Annotated in this window: 16 protein-coding genes; 6 read left to right on the top strand and 10 right to left on the bottom strand. The window is 63.3% G+C overall.

Annotated elements, in window-relative coordinates; translation table 11 throughout:
• Positions 1–21 precede the first annotated feature (21 nt).
• From FJ426_RS28845 to FJ426_RS28835, 3 genes are all read left to right on the top strand, one after another.
• Positions 22–228 (top strand): DUF680 domain-containing protein, encoded by a 207-nt coding sequence (locus FJ426_RS28845; protein ID WP_140825667.1) that lies wholly within the window; start codon positions 22–24, stop codon positions 226–228.
• 69 nt (positions 229–297) lie between these two features.
• Positions 298–504 carry a DUF680 domain-containing protein gene (locus tag FJ426_RS28840; RefSeq protein WP_140580634.1) on the top strand — a complete coding sequence of 69 codons (207 nt, stop codon included), beginning with the start codon at positions 298–300 and terminating at the stop codon, positions 502–504.
• 71 nt (positions 505–575) lie between these two features.
• Positions 576–812 carry a DUF680 domain-containing protein gene (locus tag FJ426_RS28835; protein ID WP_140580632.1) on the top strand — a complete coding sequence of 79 codons (237 nt, stop codon included), beginning with the start codon at positions 576–578 and terminating at the stop codon, positions 810–812.
• An 87-nt stretch (positions 813–899) separates the two neighbouring features.
• On the opposite strand, the gene ugpC is transcribed toward FJ426_RS28835, so the two are convergent.
• The 5 genes from ugpC to FJ426_RS28810 form a co-directional block, all read right to left on the bottom strand.
• Entirely contained in the window at positions 900–2,012 is a 1,113-nt protein-coding gene (gene ugpC, locus FJ426_RS28830) for a sn-glycerol-3-phosphate ABC transporter ATP-binding protein UgpC (RefSeq protein WP_140580630.1), read from the bottom strand.
• Positions 2,013–2,037: 25 nt separating this feature from the next.
• Positions 2,038–3,702, bottom strand: coding sequence for an alpha-glucosidase (locus tag FJ426_RS28825; protein ID WP_140825666.1), 1,665 nt, complete (start codon positions 3,700–3,702; stop codon positions 2,038–2,040).
• Between the two features lie 4 nt (positions 3,703–3,706).
• Entirely contained in the window at positions 3,707–4,861 is a 1,155-nt protein-coding gene (locus FJ426_RS28820; protein WP_140501212.1) for a carbohydrate ABC transporter permease, read from the bottom strand.
• Position 4,862: 1 nt separating this feature from the next.
• Positions 4,863–5,876 carry a sugar ABC transporter permease gene (locus tag FJ426_RS28815; protein WP_140501210.1) on the bottom strand — a complete coding sequence of 338 codons (1,014 nt, stop codon included), beginning with the start codon at positions 5,874–5,876 and terminating at the stop codon, positions 4,863–4,865.
• Positions 5,877–6,139: 263 nt separating this feature from the next.
• The gene (locus tag FJ426_RS28810; protein WP_140501208.1) at positions 6,140–7,495 is read right to left on the bottom strand and encodes an ABC transporter substrate-binding protein; all 1,356 of its coding nucleotides are present in this window, start codon (positions 7,493–7,495) and stop codon (positions 6,140–6,142) included.
• A gap of 122 nt (positions 7,496–7,617) precedes the next feature.
• On the opposite strand from FJ426_RS28810, the gene FJ426_RS28805 reads away from it, so the two are divergent.
• The 3 genes from FJ426_RS28805 to FJ426_RS28795 all read left to right on the top strand — a co-directional run bounded on the left by FJ426_RS28805 (position 7,618) and on the right by FJ426_RS28795 (position 10,396).
• A complete protein-coding gene (locus FJ426_RS28805; RefSeq protein ID WP_140501206.1) occupies positions 7,618–7,842 on the top strand; it encodes a hypothetical protein in 225 nt (74 codons plus the stop codon).
• Positions 7,843–7,858: 16 nt separating this feature from the next.
• Complete coding sequence (locus FJ426_RS28800) at positions 7,859–8,881, top strand: substrate-binding domain-containing protein (protein ID WP_140501204.1); 1,023 nt, start codon at positions 7,859–7,861, stop codon at positions 8,879–8,881.
• A gap of 168 nt (positions 8,882–9,049) precedes the next feature.
• Positions 9,050–10,396, top strand: a complete 1,347-nt coding sequence (locus FJ426_RS28795) for an FAD-binding oxidoreductase (RefSeq protein ID WP_140501202.1) — start codon at positions 9,050–9,052, stop codon at positions 10,394–10,396.
• Positions 10,397–10,470: 74 nt separating this feature from the next.
• Here the strand turns inward: FJ426_RS28795 and FJ426_RS28790 are convergent, their stop codons facing one another.
• The 5 genes from FJ426_RS28790 to FJ426_RS28770 form a co-directional block, all read right to left on the bottom strand.
• Positions 10,471–11,892 (bottom strand): S8 family serine peptidase, encoded by a 1,422-nt coding sequence (locus FJ426_RS28790; protein ID WP_140525608.1) that lies wholly within the window; start codon positions 11,890–11,892, stop codon positions 10,471–10,473.
• Complete coding sequence (locus FJ426_RS28785; protein ID WP_140501198.1) at positions 11,882–12,550, bottom strand: anti-sigma factor; 669 nt, start codon at positions 12,548–12,550, stop codon at positions 11,882–11,884. The genes FJ426_RS28790 and FJ426_RS28785 overlap by 11 nt, the downstream gene beginning before the upstream one ends.
• On the bottom strand, positions 12,547–13,113 hold the full coding sequence (locus tag FJ426_RS28780) for a sigma-70 family RNA polymerase sigma factor (protein WP_140512795.1): 567 nt from the start codon (positions 13,111–13,113) through the stop codon (positions 12,547–12,549). The genes FJ426_RS28785 and FJ426_RS28780 overlap by 4 nt, the downstream gene beginning before the upstream one ends.
• Before the next feature lie 126 nt (positions 13,114–13,239).
• Positions 13,240–14,079 (bottom strand): alkaline phosphatase family protein, encoded by an 840-nt coding sequence (locus FJ426_RS28775; RefSeq protein ID WP_140558768.1) that lies wholly within the window; start codon positions 14,077–14,079, stop codon positions 13,240–13,242.
• Positions 14,080–14,160: 81 nt separating this feature from the next.
• Positions 14,161–15,744 carry an ABC transporter substrate-binding protein gene (locus tag FJ426_RS28770; RefSeq protein ID WP_140558767.1) on the bottom strand — a complete coding sequence of 528 codons (1,584 nt, stop codon included), beginning with the start codon at positions 15,742–15,744 and terminating at the stop codon, positions 14,161–14,163.
• Positions 15,745–15,762: the final 18 nt, after the last annotated feature.

Below are 15,762 nucleotides of genomic sequence, written 5' to 3'. Positions count from 1 at the left end.
TGAGAATTCAGGAGACTTGAAATGAAAAAGATCATCCTTGCTGCCGCCGCCGTCCTGGCCGTTTCGGGCAGCGCTTTTGCCGGCAGCGACAACTATGGCTCCAATGGCGCCAACCAACCTGCTGTCACCTCGGTCGACAACGCGCACACGGCTTCGGTCCAGAAGTCGACGCCGGCTGCCCAGACGCCTGTTCAGGGTGCCGATCGCAACCTCTTCGGCAACAACTAACAGCCGATCTCCAGTTGACGGCGGGCCTTCCGCCGTCCTGGCGAAATTTGAGAATTCAGGAGACTTGAAATGAAGAAGATCGTCCTTGCTGCCGCCGCCGTCCTGGCGGTTTCGGGCAGCGCTTTTGCCGGCAGCGACAACTATGGCTCCAATGGCGCCAACCAGCCCGCGGCCACTTCGACGGACAGCTCATACACCGCTTCGACCAAGACGTCGGCTCCGGCTGCCCAGGCACCTGTTCAGGGTGCCGACCATAACCTCTTCGGCAACAACTAACAGCCGATCCTGCAGCAGATGGCGGGCAAGCCCGCCTCTGCGGTGGAATTTGAGAATTCAGGAGACTTGAAATGAAAAAGATCATCCTTGCTGCCGCCGCCGTCCTGGCCGTTTCGGGCAGCGCTTTCGCCAGCAGCGACAACTATGGCTCCAATGGCGCCAACCAGCCTGCCGTCACCTCGGTCGACAATGCGCACACGGCTTCGATCCGCGACAGCGGCTCGCCCGTCTACAAGCTGCTCAATTCGTCGGGCGATGCACACAAGTCCGCCCCTCAGGGCAGTGACCGGAATCTCTTCGGCCACTAACAGCCGAAGCTGACACCAGACAGGAGCGGCGGGCTTTGCCCGCCGCTCCTGTTTTTGCGTGACCGGCAATTAATTCATGGCCTGCTCTCAGGCCGCTTTCGCTTCCGTCTCGTGCAGCGCGAAGGATCGGCCATCCGCGTCGAAGATATGAAGGTCTCCGGCGTCGGCGCTCAGCCGCAGCGTCGTCCCGCGCTTGACCTCGACATTGCCCGGCAGCTTGGTCACCAGCGGCAGGTCGGCGCGGCCGATGTCGACATAGACGAGTTGCACCTCGCCGAGCTGCTCGACATAATCCACCGTTCCTTCGAACAGATAGTCCGTGCCGCCGGCGATCGTCAGGTCCTCCGGCCGCACGCCGAAGCTCACCGACGCGCCCTTGGCCGAGGCCGGCGTCGCGATCGGCACCGTAGCCTTGCGGCCGCCGACATGACTGATGACGGTCGGATTGCCCGATTTGTCGATGGTCGCCGGCAGGATGTTCATGGCCGGCGAGCCGATGAACTGAGCAACGAACAGATTGCCGGGTTTCTTGTAGAGTTCCATCGGCGTGCCGACCTGCTCGATATGGCCCTCCTTCAGCACCACGATGCGGTCGGCCAGCGTCATCGCCTCGACCTGGTCGTGGGTGACATAGATCATGGTGGTGTTGGGCATCGATTCCTTGAGCTTGGCGATCTCGATGCGGGTGGCGACGCGCAGCGCGGCGTCGAGGTTCGACAGCGGTTCGTCGAACAGGAACACCTTCGGGTTGCGCACGATGGCGCGGCCGATGGCCACGCGCTGGCGCTGGCCGCCCGACATCGCCTTGGGCAGGCGGTCGAGATAGTTGGTCAGCTGCAGGATCTCTGCCGCCTGGCGCACGCGCTTGTCTATCTCGGCCTTGCTTTCCTTGCCGATCTTCATCGAAAACGCCATGTTGTCGTAGACCGTCATATGCGGATAGAGCGCGTAGGACTGGAACACCATGGCGATGCCGCGTTTCGACGGCGGCACGTCGTTGACCACCTCGCCGGCTATTCTGAGCTCGCCCGAGGTGATCTCCTCGAGCCCTGCTATCGAGCGCAGCAATGTCGACTTGCCGCAACCCGACGGCCCGACGAAGACGATGAACTCGCCCGATTTGATGTCGAGGTCGATGCCGTGCAGAATGTTGAGATTGCCGTATGATTTCTTCACTTGCCTCAGCGTGACATCGGCCATGTTTCCCTCCAGTGGTCCCTAGAATTCAGTCGATGCGCCCGAACCAGGCGCCGTAGCCGCCGAGGCGGATGGAGCCGGAGCTCTGCTGTCCCGAAAATCCGTGTCCGGGCAAAGGTTGCAGCGATCGACCGCCAAGGTCAACCTCCGCTGGCCCGGATCCCAGGTTGAAGACGCAGACGATCTGCTCGTTGCCCGCGCGGCGCGTGAAGGCGACAGTGTCGCCCTGGCTTTCGATGAAATTGATATCGCCCTTGGCCAACGCCGGATGGGCACGGCGGAAGCCGAGAAAGCGTCGGTAGTGTTCGAGCAGCGAATGCTCGTCGCCTTGCTGGACATTGACGGCTTGCGACAGGTGCTTGGCCGGCACCGGCAACCACGGCTTTGCCTGGGAGAAGCCGCCGTTCCTGGCGCTGCCGTCCCACACCATCGGCGTGCGGCAGCCGTCGCGGCCCTTGAATTCCGGCCAGAAGCGGATGCCGTAGGGATCTTGCAGATCCTCGAACCGCAATTCGGCTTCGCCGAGCCCCAGTTCCTCGCCCTGATAGATGCAGACCGAGCCGCGCAAGGACATCAGCAATGCCGAGATAACCTTGAGATAGGCGGTCGGGTCGGCTTCGTTGGCGGCCCAGCGCGAGGCCGGGCGCATCACGTCATGGTTGGAGAAGGCCCAACACGACCAGCCGTCGCTGGCAACCTTGCCGAAGGTTTCCAGCACCGAACGGACCTTGGCGGCGCTGATCTTTTCCGGCGCCAGGAAGTCGAAGGAATAGCACATGTGCACGCGCTTGCCGCCGGCTGTATAGGCCGCGACAACGTCCAGTCCGCGCTGTGAATCGCCGACCTCGCCGACCGCGGCCGTTGCCGGATATTCGTCGAGCAGGGCGCGGAAGCGTTCGAGGAAGCCGAGGTTCTCCGGACGGCTCTTGTCGTAGATGTGGTCTTGGTAGTTGTAGGGATTGACCGCGGGTGCGGTCTGGTCGTTGCGCTGCTCCGGCGGCAGCGGCGGGTTGTTTTCCAGCCCCTGGCTGTGGAAGTAGAAATTGATGGTGTCGAGGCGGAACCCGTCGACACCGCGCTCCAGCCAGAAGCGGGTGACGTCGAGCAGCGCGTCCTGGACTTCGCCGTTGTGGAAATTGAGGTCCGGCTGTTCCGCGAGAAAGCTGTGCAGGTAATATTGCTGGCGGCTGGTGTCCCATTGCCAGGCCGATCCGCCGAAGATCGACAGCCAGTTGTTGGGCGGCGTGCCGTCCGGCCTGGGATCGGCCCAGACGTACCAGTCGGCTTTCGGATTACTGCGGTTCGATCGGCTTTCCCTGAACCAGGGATGGATGTCGGCGGTGTGCGACAGCACCTCGTCGATCATCACTTTCAGCCCCAGCCTGTGCGCCTCCGCCGTCAGCGCGTCGAAATCGGCCAGCGTGCCGAACATCGGGTCGACGTCGCAGTAATCCGAGACGTCGTAGCCGAAATCCTTCATCGGCGATTTGAAGAAGGGCGAGATCCAGATGGCGTCCGCGCCGAGCGCGGCGATATAGGGCAGCCGCCCGATGATCCCCTTGAGGTCGCCGATGCCGTCGCCATTCGAGTCCTGGTAGCTGCGCGGATAGATCTGGTAGATCACGGCACCTCGCCACCAGTCGCTATCGACGGCGAGATCGGGCCTCGAACTGGCTTTCAAAGCGGATTGCATGGTTTCAGCCTCCTTTCACCGAGCCTGCGAGCAGCCCGCGGACGAAATAGCGCTGCAAAGAGAAGAACACGATCAGCGGCACGATGATGGTCACGAAAGCCGACGTCGTCAGGATCTCCCAGTCGCCGCCACGCGAGCCGAGCAAGGCATTGAGCTTGGCGGTCAGCACGATCTGATCCGCCTCCGTGCCAAGGAAAACCATCGCCACCAGGAGATCGTTCCATACCCACAGGAATTGGAAGATGGCGAAGGACGCCAGCACGGGAAATGACAGCGGCAGCACGATCTTGACGAATATCTCGAAATCGCTGGCGCCGTCGATGCGCGCCGATTCCATGATCTCGCGCGGCAGGCCGGCAATGTAGCTCCGCAAGAGGTAGATGGCGAAGGGCAGTCCGAAGCCGGTATGCGCCAGCCAGATGCCGAGATAGGTCTTGGAGGGCACGCCGAAGAAGGCGCCGACGCCGTTATAGAGCTTCAACAGCGGGATCAGCGACATCTGCAGCGGCACCACCAGCAGGCCGATGATGACCGCGATCAGAAGCGCGCGCCCGGGAAAGCGCATCCAGGCCAGAGCGTAAGCCGCAAAGGCGGCGATGAGGATCGGGATGACGGTCGCCGGGATAGTGACGGTCAGCGAGTTCATGAAGGAGCGGCCGATGCCTTCCGAAAACAGCACGGTCCTGTAATTGTCGGTGGTGAATTTCGGCGGCGCCGAGGAGGCATAGTAGACGCGCTGGCCGCGGTCGCCCTCGAACGCCTTGGGCGAGGTCATGACGAAGCTGCCGTCGGCATTGAGCTGCAAGGTAACGCCATCGCCGAGATCGGCCGATGTGCCGGCCGGATATTGTGTCGGTGCCGCCGACTTGACGCCGAAGGCGCTGATCTCGCGCTTGGCGCCATCGCCGAAAATGTTGCCCTGGAGGACGAACTTGCCGTCCTTCTCGACCTGCGCCGAGGCGGGCGGCAGGCGTCCAGCTTCGGTCTGGGTCGAACTTGCGAACGAGTTCCACCAGCCCGAGGCGATGATCTGGTCCTTGTCGCGCAGCGACGATACCAGGATGCCGAGCGTCGGCATGGTCCAGATCGCAACGAAGACCAGCACGGCGATGTGAACGCCGAAGCGGCTGGCGAAGGAGTTTCCGGTCGCGACGGTCATCTCAATGTCCTCCCGTCTCTTTGTTGGCCTGGCGTATGTTCCAGACCATGATCGGAATGACCGCGATCATGATGATGATGGCGATTGTCGCGCCGCGGCCGAAATCACCGCCGCCACGGAACATCCAGTCGAACATCAGATTGGCCAGCACCTGGCTGTTCCATTGGCCGTTGGTCATGGTCAGGACAATGTCGAATACCTTGAGCACCAGGATGGTGATTGTGGTCCAGACCACGGCGATGGTGCCCCAAATCTGCGGCACCATGATTTTCCAGAAGATCTGGAACGGATTGGCACCGTCGATGACGGCGGCTTCCAGCGTCTCTTCCGGAATGCCGCGCAGCGCCGAAGACAGGATGACCATGGCAAAGCCGGTCTGGATCCAGATCAGGATCACCATCAGGAAGAAATTGTTCCAGAACGGCAGCGATATCCAGACCTGCGGCTGGCCGCCGAAATGCTGGATGATGGCGTTCAGGATTCCGATCTGCGTCTGGCCTTCGCCGCGATACTCATAAATGAATTTCCAGATGACGCTGGCGCCGACGAAGGAGATCGCCAGCGGCAGGAAGATCAGGCTCTTGGCGATCGTGCCCCACCAGATCTTGTCGGTAAGCACGGCGATGATCAGGCCAAGGAAGGTACAGGCGGCGGGCACTACGGCCAGCCAGAGCACATTGTTGAGGATCGAATTGCGAAACTCGCGGTCGCCGAAAGCCCATTGATAATTGGCCAGGCCGACGAAATTGGCGCCGCCGCGATCGAGGAAGGACAGCCGCAGCGTCTCGACCACCGGATAGATGAGATAGATGGTCAGGATGATCATCGCCGGACCGACGAACAGCCAGGGCCGGATCAGCCCTTGCCGGCGCAGATTGTCGACGGCGGCGGCACCCGAGACGCCGCGCGAGGGAAAGGTGACATCGAGCAGTTTGTTGGCGCCCCAGAAATAGGCGACGCAGCCGCCGACGCCGATGATGATGACGAATATGGCCGAGAAAATCTGAGCCGCCATGGGTCCCTCTCCCTGCACGACCCGCCAGGATGGAAACGATCCTTGCGATTGCGCCGCGCGCCGATCTCGTTGTTGAGCGCGGGCAGGCAGGGAAGCGTGTGGCTCCGTGCCCGCCGCATGCCGGAATGTCTACGCTGTCACGACTGGATCTGACCCGTCCCGGTTGGCCGGGCTGGGATGTTGCGATGGGGCCGGTCGGATCCGGGCCAACTGGCCCGGATCCGCTCGGGAGGTGGAAGCCTAGGCCTCCGCGGGTGCGGCTCTTACTTGATCGCGTCCCAGCTCTTCTGGATGTCGGTGGCGACGTCCTGCGCCGACTTGCCGCCGACCAGGTCGATCATGCCGGTCCAGAAGGCGCCGGCGCCGATCTTGCCCGGCATCAAGTCCGACCCGTCGAAACGGAAAGTCGAGGCATTGGCCAGGATCTCGCCCTGCTTGCGCAGCGCATCGCTGGCATAGGCATCCTTGTTGACCGCCTTGAACGGCGTCACGAAACCGCCTTCGGCCATCCAGATCTCATGGGCCAGCGGCATCTTAAGGAATTCGATGAACGCGCGGGCGGCCTTCGAGTCCTTGGTGATCATCGCCAGCGTTCCGGCGCCGAGCACGGGAGTGCCGAGTTCGGGCTTGGACGCATAGGGCGGAAAGTAGAAGAAGTCCGCGTCCTGGCCGATTTTCGTGCCTTCCGGGAAGAAAGTCGGGATGAACGACGCCTGATGGTGCAGGTAGCATTTCGGCGGCACCGCGAAGAGGCCCTTGGGGCTGTCGCGGAAATCGGTCGCCGCGACCGCCTTGGCGCCGCCATCGACCATCTTGTCGTCGGTCGCGATCTTGCCGAAGATGTCGATTGCATTGACCACGGCCGGGTCGTTGAAGGGGATCTCGTTCTTGACCCATTTGTCGTAGGTTTCCGGAGACTGCGTGCGCAGCATCAGGTCTTCCACCCAGTCCGTCGCCGGCCAGCCGGTGGCGCCGCCCGAGCCGAGCCCGATGCACCACGGCGTGCCGCCGTCGGCGATAATCTTCTTCTCGAGATCGGCGAGTTCTTCCTGCGTCTTCGGCACCTTGTAGCCGGCTTCCTCGAAATTGTCCGGCGAGTACCAGACCAGCGACTTCACGTCGGCCTTGTAGGGGAAGGCGAAGAAGCCCGGCTTACCGTCCTTGTCCTTGAAGGTGCCGAGGTCGACCCATGACTGGCCGGCGCCGTAATTGTCCTTGACCCATTTGGCGGTATCGTCGCCGAGCGGCGTCAAGAGACCCTTGGAAGCAAGGTCCTGGATCAGGCCGGGTTGCGGCAGAACGGCGATGTTGGGCGGGCTGCCGGCCTGCGTGTCGATGACGATCTGCTGCTCGTAATTTTCCGAGGAGGAATATTTGATCTCGGCGCCGGTGGCTTCCGAGAAATAATCGAGTACGCCGCGCACCAGGGTCTCGTCCTCGCCGCGCCATGGCCCGAAGATCGACAGGGTCTCCCCCTTGAGGTCGACTTTCTTGAGCTCTTCGTAGTTTGCCCAGTTGAAACGCTTGTCGTCGCCCGGCTTGAATTTCAGTTCGGCCTGCGCGGGCGCGCCGAGGGCGAGCACGGCAAGCGCGGCGCCCAGCAAAAGCATTTTCTTCATCGGTATTCCCTCCCAGTGGGTCACAAACACCGGACGGAACCTCCATTCCGCCCGCCGACGCCGCAGGACTGTGACTCAGTCGGAAAGGAACCGCAACCTTTCGAAGAGTCTTCCAAAGCGCTTTGGCTATTTCGATCTCGCCATTGAATCGTCCAGAAGTCAAGAGGCGTGCTAACTTAATCGATTTAATTCCGGAGTCTGGCGCCTGGAAAATCGCGCTGCAGCATGCTTTTTTGGCAGTGCAGCAGCAATTTATGTTTCAAACCTGCACCAAGCCTGCCTATGGTCGCCATGATATGACGGGCCTGCCGCAGGGCTTGGGTCGATTCAATTTAAAAGCGCTTTGAGGCATGGAGACCTCTCGTGAACCTGAAGCAACTCGCGCACATGCTGGCGCTTTCGCAGACCACGGTAAGCCGGGCGCTGAACGGCTATCCCGAGGTCAACGAAGAGACGCGCCGGCGCGTCATGGACGCCGCCAAGCGCCATGGCTATCGCCCCAATCCGAGCGCACGCCGGCTTGCGACCGGCAAGTCCGGCATGATCGGCTATGTCTTGCCGACGGGTGCTGCCGTCGACATCGACCCGCACTTCGTCGAATTCCTGTCCGGTCTTGGCGACTATGCGCGCTCGCACGAGCTCGACCTGGTGCTGTCTCCCGCCGACGCCGACGACCAGGAGACGACTTACCGGCGCATCGTCGCCAACCGCCAGGTCGACGCCGTCTACATCTCCTCGCCGACGCCGGCCGATCGGCGTGTGGCGCTGGTCAACACGCTCGGTATACCCTTCATCATCCATGGCCGCAGCGAAGGTTTCGATTTCGACTATCCCTATCTCGACATCGACAATGAGGGCGCCTTTCACGAGGCGGCGCGACTGCTCGTCCAGCTCGGCCACCGGCGGCTGGCGCTGATTAATGGCGATGACCGCGAAACCTTCGCCGTGCATCGCGAGCGAGGCGTGCGCCGGGCGCTCGCCGCGAGCGGCCTGACCTTGGGCGACCGCCATGTCTGCTCCGTTGCCATGACCGAGGAGAACGGCTATCGCGCCGCCCGGCGCCTGCTCGAACAGGACGGCGCGCCGACCGCGATCGCCTGCTCCAGCCTGATCATGGCGCTCGGCGTCGTGCGCGCCGTGCGCGACCTCGGCCTGAGCATCCCCGGCGACATCTCATTAATTGCACATGACGACGTCTTCCCATGGCTGAAGCCGGAGAATTTCTCCGTACCGCTGTCGACGACGCGCTCCTCGATCCGGCTCGCCGGCGCCCGCATCGCCGAGCGTCTGGCCGCACGGATATCGGGCCTGGAAGAGGGCCCGCGCGGCGAGGTCTGGCCGGTCGACCTGGTGATCAGGGGGTCGGTTGCCGGAGCGCCTGCCTAGGGTTAGAGCCAATCGCTCCGAGGGGCCGAGTTCGACCGCTTGCGGGCGTTGCCGGAAGATCGATTGCAGTGTCATGGATAGTGGTCTGCCTGCACCGCGCTTGCTTTGGCTTTTAGAGGGTGGCAACCAGTAAGCCGAAGCCATCAACCAGCCCTCCTGGATGCCCACTTGCCCATATTCCCGTTCTCCGAAATGGATCCAATCCAACATCCTGGCCCACCGCCGAAGCGTTCGGAGGTGGTCATCATTGGTGGCGGCATTATCGGCGTAACGACGGCTCTTTTCCTGGCGGAGCGGAACATTCCGGTCACGCTGCTGGAAAAAGGCCGCGTTGCGGCCGAACAATCGTCCCGAAATTGGGGCTGGATTCGAAAGCAGGGGCGCGACGCAGATGAACTGCCAATTGTCATCGAGGCTTTTCGCCTATGGCGGCAACTGGCTGAGGAATGCGGCGAAGACATCGGGCTGGACCAGACAGGTGTGACCTATCTGGCGAACTCCGACAAGGACATGGCCGGTTTCGAAGAATTCATGAAGATCGCCGCGATCCATGGGCTCGACACTCGCCTCCTGGACGCAGACGAAACCGCGAAACTCATCAAGGGCATGTCGCGCAAGTTCAAGGGCGCGATGACGACGCCCTCCGACATGCGTGCGGAGCCTTGGTTGGCGGTGCCTGCGCTTGCTCGTCTTGCCGTCCGAAAAGGCGCCAAGATCATAGAGAATTGCGCAGCGCGAACCCTCGAAATCTCAGCTGGCAGGATCAGAGGAGTGTGGACCGAGGCGGGATACATTGAAACCTCCAGCGTACTGGTCGCGGGCGGCGCCTGGTCGTCGCTGTTCCTGAGAAGACACGGCGTCTCCATCCCCCAACTCAGCGTCAGGGTAACCGTAGCCGCAACGGAGCCTATGCCTGAAATCTATGCAGGTGCGGCAGCGGACGAACACATCGCTTTCAGGCGCCGACAGGATGGCGGATACACGCTCGCCCCGGGAGGCAGTAATTTGCTTTACCTGGGACCTGACGCATTCCGGCACGCCACCAAGTATCTTCCCGCCCTCATGGCCAATCCGCTCGGAACCCGCTACTTTCCGTGCGCTCCATCGGGTTACCCTGATAGCTGGTCGACCCCGCGCGATTGGACCCCGGATTCCCAGAGTCCTTTCGAAAGAATGCGGGTGCTCAACCCGGCCGCTGAACGCTCCGGCCTCCGTTCTGTAGAGCGCAATTTCAGACGCCTTTTTCCACAGTTCGAAACAGTTCGCTTGAAGGCAGGCTGGGGAGGCATGATTGACGCCATGCCCGATGTCGTCCCCGTCGTGGATCACGCCCGGGCAGTCGTCGGTCTTTTCGTGGCCACGGGAATGAGTGGTCACGGCTTCGGTATCGGACCTGGAATCGGTCGCGTCGTTTCCGACCTGATTCAGGGTAACGCGAGTGGGCATGATCTCAGCCGCTTTCGGCTGTCACGCTTCTATGATGGAAGCGCCGTTCGGTTGGGTCCGGCCCTCTAGATGTTTAGTCCAGCATTCGTCCCGTCTCGGCCATCGCAAATAGCCGACTGAATTTAGGAGCATGTTGCCAAGGATCATTCCTTCGCCGTCTCGGCGGCCTTGATGTCCAGCAGCCCGTAGCCGAAGTCATCGTCCCGCCCTTTCGAACCGAGATCCCGGGCCGTTGCGGCCAGCGCCTTTTCGATGGCGTCGGCCGAGCGGTCCGGCGCGGCGTGGATGAGATTGGCAATGGCGCCCGAGACGATCGCGGCGGCGAACGATGTGCCGGTGACGACATCCGAGCCGGCTCCGCTCGGCGCCACCATCTCGACGCCCGGCGCCGAGATGAAGACATAGGCGCCGCGATTGGCCTGCGGCATTAGCCCATCCCTGGCGTCGGTGGCGGTCACCGCGATGACGCCGTCGAAGGCGGCCGGGTAGCCATAGGGCGCCTTGGGCCCGTTGTTGCCGGCGGCGGCGACAAGAACCATGCCGAGCGCGCGTGCATTGCGGCAGGCGATGCCGAGCAGGTCGTTCTTCGGACCGACGAAACTCATATTGATGATGCGCACGTCCTGCTCGGCCGCCCAGTCGAGCGCAGCAAGGATGACGTCCATTGTCGACTTGCCGCCTTCGAAGGCACGTGCGTGATAGATCCTGGCGCCGGGCGCCATGCCCTTGAGCGCGCCGACGCCGGCGATCAGCCCATCGACCGAAGTGCCGTGGTCGCGCTTTTCGACCGGCACGTCGGGCATGGCGTCGAACTGGCCGGCGATGACCCCGGCCAGCGTCGGATTGGTGTCGTCGATGCCGGTATCGATTACCGCGACGCGGACGTTCTCGCCGCTCGCCTGGCTGGGTTCCAGCGCGATGCGCTCGAACGCATAGTTGACGATGCCCGCCGCCTGCTGAAGCGAATAGATATGGTTGGGCTCACGCCGCTGCGTGCGGCTGTCGGCGGCAAGCTGCGCCAGCACCACGCCGACGGGGCGGCGGTCGGGAATGCCGAAGCGCACAAGCGTGGTGCCGAGCAAAAATGATTGCCGCTGCGAGCGCACATCGAGGCCGAAGGAAGCGGCGATCTGCTGCACGGCGCCCGCATCGCCATCGACGGTCACCAGCACCTCGTCGGGCACGAAATCGCCGGCCACGGCGCGTGGCGGCTGAACGGCGATGAGATCGCTTGGCGAGACGATCGGCCCGCCCGAAGGCGGTCCGGCCTGCGTGCCGGCGGGCGGCGCCGCCGGGTCCGGCCGTGGCGTCGGCACCGGTGCCGCGGGAGCGGCCGGATTGGGGAACAGGTCGACGATCAGGGCGGGAAGAAACACGGCACCGGCCGCGCTGCCGCTGTCGCCGCCGTCCTTGCCACAGTCGGCGCCTGCCGCATCGGTGCCGTCGCGGCAGTCGATCTTTCGGTCGGCATTGGCGTCGTTGCCCTGCGCCGACGCAGGCCCGATGGCGATCGTCATCGCCGCCGCAAGGATTGCCGCAAATCGAATGACCGCCTCAGCCGCCATCGGCCGGTTTCCTTCCCTCGATCACGGTGTCGGTGAAAGGCTGGGCGGCAACAAGGCCGAGTTGCCTGGTGTAGTCGGCCGCGTTGGCGGCCGGAATGCCGAGCCGGAACACGCCCTCGGCGGTCGGTCCGTCCAGGATCTTCAGTCCGCTGCTGCCGAGAAAGGCGGCGATGTCGGACATTTTCGCGTCGGGCCTGAACTTGACCAGGGCGAACGGCATCTTCGCCATCTCGTCCTGCGCGCCCGCGATCTCGAAATTGCCGCCCTTGCCGCCGGGCTGCACGAACGACTGCACCATGACCAGCGCCAGCAGAGCCGCGGCCGCCGCCCAGGCGACGCCGACCGGCAGCGCCATGAAGCGGCTCCAGGCCTGCGCCAGCCAGGACGAACCGGCGGCGGCGCGCGCCGGGCCAGCCTCGGCATCGAGCGCCCTGGAAAAGCGGCTCAGCGCATCGGCCGGCGGACGGATCGCCTCATTGGCGGCCGCGGTGCTGGAGAATTCAGCCTCCGCCTCGCCAAGGGCGGCCATCGCCGTCGGATCGCTGGCCAGCCATTCCTCGACGGCCTCCAGTTCCGAGCCTTCCAGCGAACCGTTCAGGTAGAACGGCAGCAACGTTTCCATTTCGTCGCGGCGCGACATCTTTTCAGCGGCGCTCATGGCCACCCCCTGTCGTAACCGGCGGCCTTGAGGGCTTCGCCGAGTTTCTTGCGGGCATAAAACATGCGGGTCTTGACGGTCGCGACCGGGATGTCGAGCACCTCGCCGATCTCGGTCACCGATTGCCCCTGATAATAGGCGAGATCGATGACCACGCGATGCTCGCGCGGCAAGGCATCGATGAAGCGGCGCAAGGCAGTGCTCTTGTCCTCCTTCATGGCAACGATCTCGGGCGTATCGGCGCCGTCGGGCACCGCGGCTGCGGCCTCGTCGTCGATCCAGTCTTCCTTTTTCTTGCGCAACAGGGACAGCGCCTTGAAGCGGGCGATGCCGAGCAGCCATGTCGAGACTTCGGAACGTCCCTCGAAACCCGGCGCCTGGCGCCACAGTTCGAGGAACACCTCGTTCGCGATGTCGTCAGCCATCATTTCCGATCCCGTCTGGCGCGCCACGAAGCGGTATATCCGCGCGTGGTGGCGCATGAACAGGAGCCGCACGGCGGCCCGGTCGCCCTTCGCGACCCGCTCGACAAGCGCGCGATCGGTCTCCATCGCGCCGGTCATGACCGATCGAGCCGCCTGGCTCCTGCCTGCTCTGTCGCTGATCGGCTCAAAAAGGTTCATCCTCCGCCAAGGAATTTGCGGAGGCTAACCGAAGAAGATGAGCCTTGCCAGTGGGTGAAGGGGAAGCTAGCTCAGGAAAGGCTTCGCCTTCATCGTCGCCGGCACCGACACCCCCAGTCGGCTTAGAACCGTCGGCGCCAGCTGCAGCTGGTCGAGCAGTGTGTCGGCATCCGGTCCCTTGCCGGCGCCGAAATAATACAGCGCGAAATCCTGCATCTCCTCATCATGGCCGCCATGGTGGCCGCGGTCGGTCTGGCCGTGATCGGCGGTGACGATCACTTCATAGCCGGCGTCGCGCCAGCGCGGCAGGAAAGCGGCCAGCATGCCGTCCATCGCGTAGCACGCATGGTCCATCTCGTGACAGTCATGGCCGAAACGGTGGCCCATCGAGTCCAGCGTGCAAGTGTGCAGGATGCCGTAATCGATGCCGTGGCGGCTGCTCAGCATGGTCAGCGTGGCGAACAGGTCGACGTCGCTCGGCGTCATCTGGTTGCGCGCGTTGTAGCCGGTCATGGTGTGGAAGCGGCCATGCGTGATCGGCCCGCCCGGCTCGTCATACTCCATGTCCTCGACGAGGTCGAACGGGTAGGAACGGAAGAACTCCGACCAGTAGGAGTGGGTGACCGCGCCGGTTATTCCCCCGGCCCCGGTGACCTCCGAGAAGATGTCGGGCTGGCTGACGCGGAAGCGGTTCTCGTTGGAAAGAATGCCATGCGCCTGCGGCGGCACCCCGGTGTGGATCGAAGCATAACAGCAGGCCGAGGTCGACGGCAGCACCGAGCGCATCCTCCATACCCGCGCTTCGCCCGACTGCACCCAGCCTTCGAGGTTGCCCATCAGCCGGCGCCAGTTCCGGTAAGGCACGCCGTCGAGGATGATCAGCAACAGTTTGGTCTTGAGCGCCACGAGCTGCTCCATGCGATTGTGGGGGGAACGAGCACGCCGCGTGTCGCACGGACACGCGGCGTGCTCGGCAGGAACTTGATGTCAGGCGTTCAGCCAGCATTCGGCGAGCGCGTAGCCGTCCATCATCTCGCCGATCGGGCTCTTGGCGAAGCCGCCGATCTTGTTGGTGGCGGCGTCGATGAACTGGTTGAAGAAAGGCACGATCAATCCGCCTTCGTCGCGCATCAGCACGGCCATGTCGTGATAGATCGCCTTGCGCTTGTCCTGGTCGAGCTCGCCGCGCGCTGCAAACAGCATCTTGTCGAACTCGGGCCGCTTGAAACGCGTGTCGTTCCAGTCGGCGTTCGACACATAGCCGGTGGAATACATCTGGTCCTGCGTGGCACGCCCGCCCCAGTAAGACAGCGAGAAAGGCTGCTTGTTCCAGACCTCCGACCAATAGCCGTCGCCAGGCTCGCGCTTGATCTCGATCTTGATGCCGGCCTTGGCGGCACTCTGCTGATAGAGCTGTGCCGCATCGACGGCCCCGGGGAAGGCGACGTCGGAGGTGCGCAGCAGGATCGAGCCGCTGTGGCCCGACTTCTTGTAGAGCGCTGCAGCCTTTTCCGGGTCGAACTTGCGCTGTTCGATGGCCGAAAACAGCGGATAGGCCTCGTTGATCGGGAAGTCATTGCCGACCGAACCGTAGCCGCGCAGGATCTTTTCCAGCATCTCGTCGCGGTCCATGGCGAGCTTGAGCGCCATCCTGAGATCGCCGTTGTCGAAGGGCGCGGTGTCGCAGAACATGTTGAACGGGTAATAGCCCTTGCCCGAAACGTTCTCGATGCTGACGCCGGGGATGCGCTTGACGAGATCGACCACCTTCGGCTCGACGCGATTGATCATGTGCACCTGGCCGCCTTGCAGGGCCGCCAGCCGCGCCGTCGCATCGTTGATGACGACGATCTCGACCTGGTCGGCATGGCCCGCCTTGTCGCCCTGCCAGTAATTGGCGAAGCGCTCGCCGCCATGGCGCACGCCGGGCTGGTTGACGGTCACCTTATAGGGGCCGGCGCTGATGCCCGCGTTCGGATCGTCCTTGCCGCCATTGGGCTGGATGACGAGATGATAGTCGGCCATCAGATAGGGGAAGTCGGCATCGGCGTCGGCAAGCGTGACGACGACCTCCTTGCCGTTGGCCTTGATGCCCTTGATGTTCTTGAGAATGCCGAGTGCGCCCGACTTCGACTTCTCGTCGGCGTGGCGCTCGATGGTGGCCGCGACATCCTCCGCGCCGACCGTCTTGCCATTGTGGAACTCGATGCCGTCGCGGATCTTGATCGTCCAGGTCTTGGCATCCGGGGAAGCGCCGATGTCCTCGGCGATCAGGTTGACCAACCTGTTGTCGGGGGTGAGGCGAACCAGATATTCGCCCCACTGCTTGCCGAAGCTGAAGGTGACCTGGCTGAGGTTCAGCGCCGGATCGAGGCTGTTGGTCGATTCGCCGCCCTGCAGGCCGGCCTTGAGAATGCCGCCCTTGACCGGCGTCTGCGCGAAGGCTTTCCCGGCCAGCGTCGTTGCCAGCGCCGCCGACATGCCCAGCGCCGCGGTGCGCCCGAGAAAGTCACGCCGCGATATCCGGCCTTGGCCGGCGAGTTCAGCGAGATGGTCGAGTTCAGTCTTCATGTCCTACCCCTTTTTGAA

It is taken from the genome of Mesorhizobium sp. B2-6-4 (assembly GCF_006441495.1).
Lineage (GTDB): Bacteria > Pseudomonadota > Alphaproteobacteria > Rhizobiales > Rhizobiaceae > Mesorhizobium.
Note: the sequence above shows the minus strand (reverse complement) of the source record. Positions and strands in the feature narration are given on the sequence as shown.

Bases quoted from the DNA above. Each gene is read 5' to 3' on its own strand.
- ugpC (WP_140580630.1), bottom strand. From the start codon at position 2,012: ATGGCCGATGTCACGCTGAGGCAAGTGAAGAAATCATACGGCAATCTC.
- FJ426_RS28840 (WP_140580634.1), top strand. From the start codon at position 298: ATGAAGAAGATCGTCCTTGCTGCCGCCGCCGTCCTGGCGGTTTCGGGC.
- FJ426_RS28815 (WP_140501210.1), bottom strand. From the start codon at position 5,876: ATGGCGGCTCAGATTTTCTCGGCCATATTCGTCATCATCATCGGCGTC.
- FJ426_RS28790 (WP_140525608.1), bottom strand. From the start codon at position 11,892: ATGGCGGCTGAGGCGGTCATTCGATTTGCGGCAATCCTTGCGGCGGCG.
- FJ426_RS28835 (WP_140580632.1), top strand. From the start codon at position 576: ATGAAAAAGATCATCCTTGCTGCCGCCGCCGTCCTGGCCGTTTCGGGC.
- FJ426_RS28785 (WP_140501198.1), bottom strand. From the start codon at position 12,550: ATGAGCGCCGCTGAAAAGATGTCGCGCCGCGACGAAATGGAAACGTTG.
- FJ426_RS28825 (WP_140825666.1), bottom strand. From the start codon at position 3,702: ATGCAATCCGCTTTGAAAGCCAGTTCGAGGCCCGATCTCGCCGTCGAT.
- FJ426_RS28810 (WP_140501208.1), bottom strand. From the start codon at position 7,495: ATGAAGAAAATGCTTTTGCTGGGCGCCGCGCTTGCCGTGCTCGCCCTC.
- FJ426_RS28780 (WP_140512795.1), bottom strand. From the start codon at position 13,113: ATGACCGGCGCGATGGAGACCGATCGCGCGCTTGTCGAGCGGGTCGCG.
- FJ426_RS28820 (WP_140501212.1), bottom strand. From the start codon at position 4,861: ATGACCGTCGCGACCGGAAACTCCTTCGCCAGCCGCTTCGGCGTTCAC.
- FJ426_RS28845 (WP_140825667.1), top strand. From the start codon at position 22: ATGAAAAAGATCATCCTTGCTGCCGCCGCCGTCCTGGCCGTTTCGGGC.
- FJ426_RS28770 (WP_140558767.1), bottom strand. From the start codon at position 15,744: ATGAAGACTGAACTCGACCATCTCGCTGAACTCGCCGGCCAAGGCCGG.